Raw genomic sequence first — 8,059 nt, forward strand, 5'->3', positions numbered from 1 at the left:
TTAATTTATTTGTACTAAAGATCCTTTTAAAACAGCAATAGCACTTGTTGACACCTCGGCACCTGCGGCCCCTTCTGCCTTAAATTCCGCATTTGCAACAATACCAACGTTTGTACCTTCTATAGAAACATCTCCGGCCGCTTTTATACTTATATCTCCAGCGCTTTCCATACTAATGCCATTGCTATCTATGGTAATCACGTTCGAGTTATCATCTTCTATTACGATTGTACCAGCATCTTCATCAATAGTTATCATTTTCCCTGCAGGTGTTGAGATATTGATGGACTTTTTATCGTCATCAAATACCAACTTCATTTCACTTCTGGTTACAAATCCTTTTTCATGGTTGTCATCACTCGCGGTAAAAGGTGCAGGCTTTGCACTGCTGTGAAGCATCCCTAAAACCACAGCATCATTTGGGTCTTCATTAATAAACCCCACGATCACCTCATCTCCAATTTCTGGTCTAAAAAAAGAACCTCTGTTCTCACCTGCATCCAAGGCAGACACTCGGCACCATATACCTTGTTCTTTATTATTAATTATGGGAATCTGCACCAAAATACGTTCTTCTCCTTCAGGATCTTCTTCCAATTGCGACACGACACCCACTTGCAGTCCTGCAATAGCAGAAACCAATCCCGCTGCTGGTTGTGCATGTATATCGAACGTTTCTGAAAACCATTCTGGATTTAGCCCAAACTGGGCATTGACAGTCCAATTGCCTTCCGAAATAGTATGGCTTACGCCAGTGATGTATGCATTTCCATTAAAACGATCTCCCACGCCTTCCAATTTTAAAATCGTATTGGGTTTTACAGATGGAATGCCTTGAAATTTGACACGCCCACGTATTTTTGCCAATTGCTGAAAAAGCCATTTGGCATCTGCCCAGTCCTGTAATTCAGTATCTGTAATGGCACCTCCATGCCTTAATTCCAGAGATTCCAGACCAATAACATCTTGCAAATCGGTTGCGCTTATATTACCATTTAATGAAACTGACGGGTCATTACCTTCAATCTCCAATAATTCTTGATTGGCATGATTCCAACCATAAGAAGACACCTTTTTGACTTGGTGTCTGGCGTCAATCTCAGCATCAAAATCCAACATGGACGCACCAAACGTGACTGTTTCTATTTCCGATTGTTTCATATTTGGTGCGGCGATAGTTACTTTTCCGTCATCAACAAAACATAATTTCCCGTTTGCCTGAGCCCTCGCCACCATAAAATCCCAGTCCGAAGTATTATACTGCACAAGCTCTGGATGCTCATAATTTGTTACTTCCACATCACTATCCAGCCCGTATTTAGACAGTATTTCATCAAAAACATCACTATCCCTGCTTTCATAAAAGTAGTGGCTTTTTCTCCCTATGGTCATTTTTACAGCCACATCTTTACACTCAATAATGAGGTTTGCAGTACTTGAACGTATTTTTAGATTATGCTTAATAATAATACCCTTAAAAATAGTTTCTTCATCAGAATGATATCCCGCAGTAATCTCGATTTTCTTACCAGGTATCAACACATCCTCGTTGCTCAATTTAAAATCCCGTTGTGAAGCCTCGCCATCTATCAAAATAATTTTTGCTGTAGGAACCCTGTTCACTTCCTTGGTTACCGTAATGCTTTTCACTTCGTAAACCTTTGAAAGTTCTTCACCTTCCGTTAGAATCTTGAAGGTAACAAGATCCGGACTTTTTGATGTTTGTATGACGCCGCTATTGTTCATTTATGCCTTTTTAGTTAATGGAGGAAAAAACAATTCTTGCCCCGGTATTAAGTTTCTAAAACTGTAAAGATTGTTCGCTTTGGCAACTTCTAAATAATACTTTGAGTCTCCATAAATCCGGTGCGTCATTAAAGGCAGGGTATCCCCTGCTTTTACTACACGTTGATGTGTTAAATCAGGAGATTTATTGTTTTCTCTTGCCGCCCTTAAATCTTCATCAACAGCACCTTTAACCTTTAATTTCGCCAAGGCTCTTAGCGGCGTTCCATCAGGAGCAAAGAGCTTAAATTCTATTGAAAGATCAACTAATGATCCTTTAAAGAGCAACGCCCCCCATCCTATTTGCAAATAATATGGTTTGTGTTCATCGCCACTATAATCAAAAACAATTTTCTTAAAGGTATCTATCTGATCAATGATGCCATCTTTTTTATCGGGTTTGCCGTCAATAACACCCGTACTATCAAAAAGTAATTCCACATCCAATTCTTGAGGCGAAATCCTTGTAAATTTCGGTTGTGTTGCACTCGTTCCTTGCCCTTGTTCTTCTTGATATTCTGGTTTATAAACAATAAGGTATTTTTCTGGATTTACCAACGTGGTAAATTCTCCATCTCCAACAGGGTCGCTAAATTTTTCGTCCTTATATGCTTTAATAACCAGTTTTTGTAACTTGCCGTCACTCATAGCTTAGCGTTCTTTTTGTTCTTTAATACGCTCCATCACTTCTTCAACACAAGCGGCGATAATCGCGATTTTACCGTGTTCGGATGATTTTCCTCCTCCTTGGGATTTCTCACTTTCATCTACGTTTATTTTGATATATAATTCTTTAATCTCTATAGGCATTAGTCTAATATTTTGAAAAAGTTATATGACAGTTCTAGTGTTTCGATTACGATTTTATTTTCTTCGGCATTAAAATCGCCCACACTCCATTTTACAGGATAGGCATTGGAAATACTCCATGTTTGTAACGGTTCATGTTTTTCGTTTAACAGACTAACCGTTAAACTTACAGGTTCGATTTCAAAATCTTCCAAAGCTTTTCGGCACCAGGTAATCACGCCTGAATCCAAAAGCATCCCTCGTTTTAAAACTAAATTGGGATACTTTGTTCGCACAGGTATTTTATGCTTGAACCTATTTTCTCCACCTTCGGCAATTTCTTCAGTTTCCAGATCTACAGATAGCCCCGAAACCGATTGGAATTGATGGTCGTTTTCTTTATTTGAAATTCCACTGAATTCCACTTTAAAATGAAAACCTACGGGTGGATAATAGGATGCCATACTATGCTATTGAAAGTTTTTCATGAACAAATTCCGCAGTTTCTATAGCAATTTCATTACCATCTGCTTTTAAATCTGTGGATTGTATTTTTGTGATGTATGCATTTTGAGCTTTCCACGTTATTACAGGTTCGTGTTTTTCATCTAGCATACTGATGGTCAAATCGCCACGGTACTGCTCTTCACCTTCTTGAAAAAACACCGTTTTAATCCATTGATTATAAAACTCTTTGCTCTTATCTGCGAAAGAGCCTCTTTTCACGGTAATATTGCTGTATTTCTCCAGTCCGGGTTGTTTTGATTTATAGTACACATTATCTGCACCTGCTCTATACTCAATTATTTCGCGCTCAAAATCTAGCCCAGAAACTTCTGTACAATTAAATTCTGCGTCGCCATGTGTTACTTTAAAATGAAACTTTGGTAATGGATATGTTGCCATGATTTTTATATTTTAAGGTTATCTTACTATTGGTTATGCTTCTTGCATTTTATGAGAGAATTTCAAGACTATAAATTCTGCAGGTCTAACTACTGCCATTCCTATTTCAATGACCATATTGCCTTCCAGAATATCTAAGGCTGTCATGGTTATACCCAAACCCACATTAACATAAAATGCTTTTTCAGGTGTAGGGCCCGCCAACGCTCCTGCTTTCCATTGTTGTGTTAAGAAATTGTCTATCATTGCTTTTACACGTACCCAAGTGTTTTTATCATTAGGTTCAAAAACAAATTGCTCTGTGGCTTTTTTTATAGATTCTTCTGCCATATTAAAAAAGCGTCTTACTGAGATATAACGCCACTCGTTATCATTCCCTGCAAGGGTTCTAGCACCCCAAACCAAATTCCCTTTTCCTACGAATGCTCTAATCACGTTAATGGATTTACCTGCTACGGTATCGACGTTTAGGTCTTTTTGGTCATCATGTGTTACTTGAACGGAGGGTTCTATAACATAATTTAGACTTACATTCGCAGGTGCTTTCCATACACCTCTATCACTATCTACCCGTGCATAGACTCCTGCAATGGAACTACTTGGAGGTAATTCAAGAGGCAGATTTCCTATTTCAGTAAGTATCTGATTATAAACTTTATTGTTTAGGTTCTCAATAGTTGCTAAGTTTCTTCCATGAAGTTCTCCATTATTAGTATCTAAATTGATATCCGTATCTACCAAATCATCCCCATCATCATCAATAATAGCACTTTTTAAAGCGTCCCACGCCGAACCAATACCGTCGAAAAGGGTGGTATTCGTGTTGGCAACAGGGCTAGATGTGGGGGCACCAATTACCAATTTCTGTATTTCTTCAAGAATATTGGAAGTGTTGTTCTCAACCACATTTTGGATCTTGGTAATATTGGCCTCATCAATAAACTTTTTAAGATTGACGGTTAACTTTTCAAGTTCTTTGGTCACCGGTTCTATGGTATTGTTTGTTGTGAATAAATCATTGAATGCTGATAAAGAATTATTTATCGTAGATACGTCTATAACAGGAACTTCATCCTTAAGTGCTGATACAGCTGCGTTTGCTTCAATATTGGCCTTTTTCTTATTTTCAATTAAGTCGTTTAAATCATTTAACAATGCAGTAAGACGATTATGCAAGATCAATGGTCTTGGATTATCATAATTTTTAACATCGTTTGGAGCCGTGCCATTTTCACCTAAATTCAGTCCTTCATTTGGCACATCATTATCGCTAAACAAATAATTATAAACTTCCGCTAAAGTTCCAGTAAGATCTGTTGCACCCGTTTTATTCGAGATACGATTTACCGCGGTAGGCATATTAATGGCATTTAAATTTTCAGTAATAACCTTTTTAGCAGTAGGATTTGCTTCATCAATATGAGAGATAATTACATCTTCATTATTGAAATTATAGTTTAAAATAGTTTTTAAAAATGGATAATAAGCAGCTCCGTATTTTAAGAAATCCTTTTCAGAACTGAGTTCATTTCTTAATTTCTGGATGTTAGGATCTGTAGGGCTTTCTCCATCATAACCCCTAGTATCAATAATGGTAAACCTATCATGTAGCTCTTTACATTGTTTTAATGCCTCGTTATACAGACTGTAAAATTCAGTATCTGTACTTAGTGCCGTAGCATCGGGAAAAAGTATTAATGTAGGCTCATCTACCTTCCTGATAGCTGCCAAACCCTTTGTGAAATGATCTGAGTTATTGATTGAAGTTATTTGTGTATCATCGGTATCCAAGGTGTCTCCATACCTTCCTACAGATGTTATATAGCATGGACCACCGCCATTTGCAAAATACATTTGTAATGAATAATACATCAAAAATGGCTCTCTCGAAGATGGTTGGGTTACTATGATAGTGCGCTCTGGGTTGCCTCCTGTTAAAGTGTCCGTAATTTTAACCGCAATTGTTCGCTCTGGTTTTGCAAAACCAAAGTAAGTTTCATATTCTAGCATTGAAGTGATTCTAGTTGGAGCTCCCTTAAGATCCCCTTTTATTTTATTGGTTGCCTTCTCCGTATAACCAATAAATGCCGGAATTGCCGTTTCAACTTGAGCCACCGATGGAGGGAATTTCACAATCTCCTCTATATAGACTCCTGGTGTTTTGTAATTTGCCATAATTTTAAATTTTTGTTTTAAATAAATATTTCGGAATAATAATCATTGCCTTCTTTTTTTACCGATGTAACCCTAGGGTTCGGGAAGACATAATCGTCAGGGTCTGTAGCGGGAGGCTCTAAGCCACTAGCATCAAAATCATCTGTTTTTATTTCTATGAATCCATTTTTTGTAGACCACTTTTGGCTATTTGTCGTCAACTTTACACCGTCTGACAAACTGATATACCGCCAAAAGGTTTTTTTGTTTATAAAACTTATGGTAAATGTAGGCGTAGTGCTTAAAGTGTATTGTTTTAAATCGCTAGGAACGCTGCTATCAAATTCTAAAATATGGCTGGTACCATCGCCTTTGGCAGATAATCGCAAATACCCTATTGTATGGCTCTTTATTCTCGCTTGAATATTCGCTATAAGCAACTTCGAAACTTGATCTGTTTTTTCCTGTTGTGTTAAATTTCCATCATCTTCTATAAGTTTTATGATGTACGCTAATGAAAATTGATTCATTGAAGTATTCAGTGCTACATCTTCCTCACTAATTGTGCGAAGCAAATCTTGGGAAGCTTCGGTGCTTAACAAAAAACGATTATCAATTGGGCCTCCATTATTATCAAAAATATTTTCAAACCCCGTAGATTGGCCATTGGGCAATTGGTTTGAAAAAAGATATAATCTGCTTTCATTTGTGTTTTTCAGTTCCGTATAATTATAAAAATAAGGATCTGTAGCTTGAATCTCGAATGTAAAAGTACTGGTGTCATTCAAAAAAATTAATGGAGTATATTTACCTCCATCTTCAAACGCAGAAATCAGCAAAGAAAATCCCTGCTTATTAGATCTTAATAATATTCGATGGTTCTTGAATAGGCTTCTAGTAGAAGCACTGGGTATTATCTTTATATAATCGTTTATAGAATAATTTTCTAATGCATTTTCTTTTTCTTCTCCACTCAACAACGTATCATCAACCAAAGCAGGAAGAAACTTCTTTTCTCCACTATCCAAAAAATAACCATGGTGGATATTTACGTTAAAGAGCGTTTTATAAAACATACTATTTGTTTTTAAAATTATGGTTTACTTCTGTAATCAATTCGCCTTTTTCAAAGACATAACCACGTTCTATTTTTAATAAAGTAATCTTGTATATAACAGATGGAAATTGCTTCCCTCCTAAAGTCCCCCAAATAAAATTAAGTTCCTCAAACGTAGGCGTATAAAGTCTTACAATAAATTCAAAATCTTCTACTTGCATTAAATCTCCTTGACGCTCGAAGTTTGTATTATCTTGGGTAAATACCATTTTTCCTTGAAAAAACTCAATAATTTTTGTGAGCTTTTTTAAGGCTTCTTCATAATTTGAATTTATACTACTAAAAAGTGTATAAAGATTTAAATTGACTTTTGGATTCCTATAATTTACTTCAGTATTCTTTATGTAGTTATTGGATATATTTTTCAGGGCAAATTCCTCCTGAACATTTATCAATGATAAAACAATAATATTCCCATTCCCGTCTTCCTTATCCATTTCTATAGCCGCAATATTTTCTAAAGAAACTATCTTTTCATCCTGAAAATAGGAGTCGAGTTCTTCTTTTAAAATCTTAAGGACCTCATAAATCATAATCTCGTTTGGTTTTTAATGCTTAAGGAATGGAATTTTTATAACTAACAAGTTATTTATTCTTAATCGGTTTATCAATCCCCATTTTTGGGGATTTATAGATTTTATAATGGAAATAAGTTGATGTAAGACATTAATATTGCAAATAAAGTGGTCTAGACAATTATTGAATAAAACAATCTTGATTTACAAACTAAATCTAATTTTAAAATAATATTTCAAATTTTTATTATCATAATTATCCAACTAATATAATATTTAGAGGTATTTAAAGTATGATTTATATTACAGACACTCCGCCCTCTGAAGTAGAGGAAAATTTAAATTTGCTGAGAGCAGATTTGAATTCTAAAATTCCGTCTAAAAAATTGGACAGAAACCTATTAATTGCCACTTGGAACATACGTGCATTTGGAAATTTAACACGAAAATGGGATTCTGACGATGCCGACTCCCCAAAACGTGACCTCCATTCCGTATTATGTATTGCCAAAATTATAAGTCGATTTGATGTCATTGCGATACAGGAGGTAAAAGGTAATATTCGAGCCTTACGAGACACCTTAAAGGTACTTGGTGCAAACTGGTCATTTTTACTTACTGATGTAAATAAAGGCAAGGTTGGTAACGGGGAGCGTATGGCCTTTCTTTTTGATAAAAGACGTGTCCAATTATCGGGATTAGCAGGAGAATTGGTCGTTCCGGATGAATGGCAAGACAACCTAGAAGAGCATGTCATGTCTAAACAATTTGTTAGATCTCCATACGCGGTAAG

General features: G+C 36.0%; 8 protein-coding genes and 1 pseudogene. 1 reads left to right on the forward strand and 8 read right to left on the reverse strand.

The window, feature by feature from the left end; genetic code table 11:
• From vgrG to Q5N74_RS17905, 8 genes are read right to left on the reverse strand one after another with little or no spacing between them, the layout of a single operon-like run.
• Window positions 1-1,746 (reverse strand): type VI secretion system tip protein VgrG, encoded by a 1,746-nt coding sequence (gene vgrG / locus Q5N74_RS17870; protein WP_304390362.1) that lies wholly within the window; start codon window positions 1,744-1,746, stop codon window positions 1-3.
• On the reverse strand, window positions 1,747-2,433 hold the full coding sequence (locus Q5N74_RS17875; protein ID WP_304390363.1) for a LysM peptidoglycan-binding domain-containing protein: 687 nt from the start codon (window positions 2,431-2,433) through the stop codon (window positions 1,747-1,749).
• 3 nt (window positions 2,434-2,436) lie between these two features.
• The gene (locus tag Q5N74_RS17880) at window positions 2,437-2,595 is read right to left on the reverse strand and encodes a DUF5908 family protein (protein WP_304390364.1); all 159 of its coding nucleotides are present in this window, start codon (window positions 2,593-2,595) and stop codon (window positions 2,437-2,439) included.
• Window positions 2,595-3,038: a phage tail protein gene (locus tag Q5N74_RS17885; RefSeq protein ID WP_304390365.1), complete on the reverse strand. Its 444-nt coding sequence runs from the start codon at window positions 3,036-3,038 to the stop codon at window positions 2,595-2,597. The genes Q5N74_RS17880 and Q5N74_RS17885 overlap by 1 nt, the downstream gene beginning before the upstream one ends.
• A gap of 1 nt (window position 3,039) precedes the next feature.
• Complete coding sequence (locus Q5N74_RS17890; RefSeq protein WP_304390366.1) at window positions 3,040-3,480, reverse strand: phage tail protein; 441 nt, start codon at window positions 3,478-3,480, stop codon at window positions 3,040-3,042.
• A gap of 33 nt (window positions 3,481-3,513) precedes the next feature.
• Window positions 3,514-5,655, reverse strand: a complete 2,142-nt coding sequence (locus tag Q5N74_RS17895) for a phage tail sheath C-terminal domain-containing protein (RefSeq protein ID WP_304390367.1) — start codon at window positions 5,653-5,655, stop codon at window positions 3,514-3,516.
• A 17-nt stretch (window positions 5,656-5,672) separates the two neighbouring features.
• Window positions 5,673-6,710, reverse strand: a complete 1,038-nt coding sequence (locus tag Q5N74_RS17900; protein ID WP_304390368.1) for a hypothetical protein — start codon at window positions 6,708-6,710, stop codon at window positions 5,673-5,675.
• A gap of 1 nt (window position 6,711) precedes the next feature.
• A complete protein-coding gene (locus Q5N74_RS17905) occupies window positions 6,712-7,284 on the reverse strand; it encodes a DUF4255 domain-containing protein (protein ID WP_304390369.1) in 573 nt (190 codons plus the stop codon).
• Window positions 7,285-7,652: 368 nt separating this feature from the next.
• Between Q5N74_RS17905 and Q5N74_RS17910 the strand changes: the two are divergent.
• A pseudogene (locus Q5N74_RS17910) lies at window positions 7,653-8,059 on the forward strand (hypothetical protein); the annotation flags it as partial.

The sequence above is a fragment of the Mariniflexile sp. AS56 genome, assembly GCF_030552475.1.
Classification (GTDB): domain Bacteria; phylum Bacteroidota; class Bacteroidia; order Flavobacteriales; family Flavobacteriaceae; genus Mariniflexile.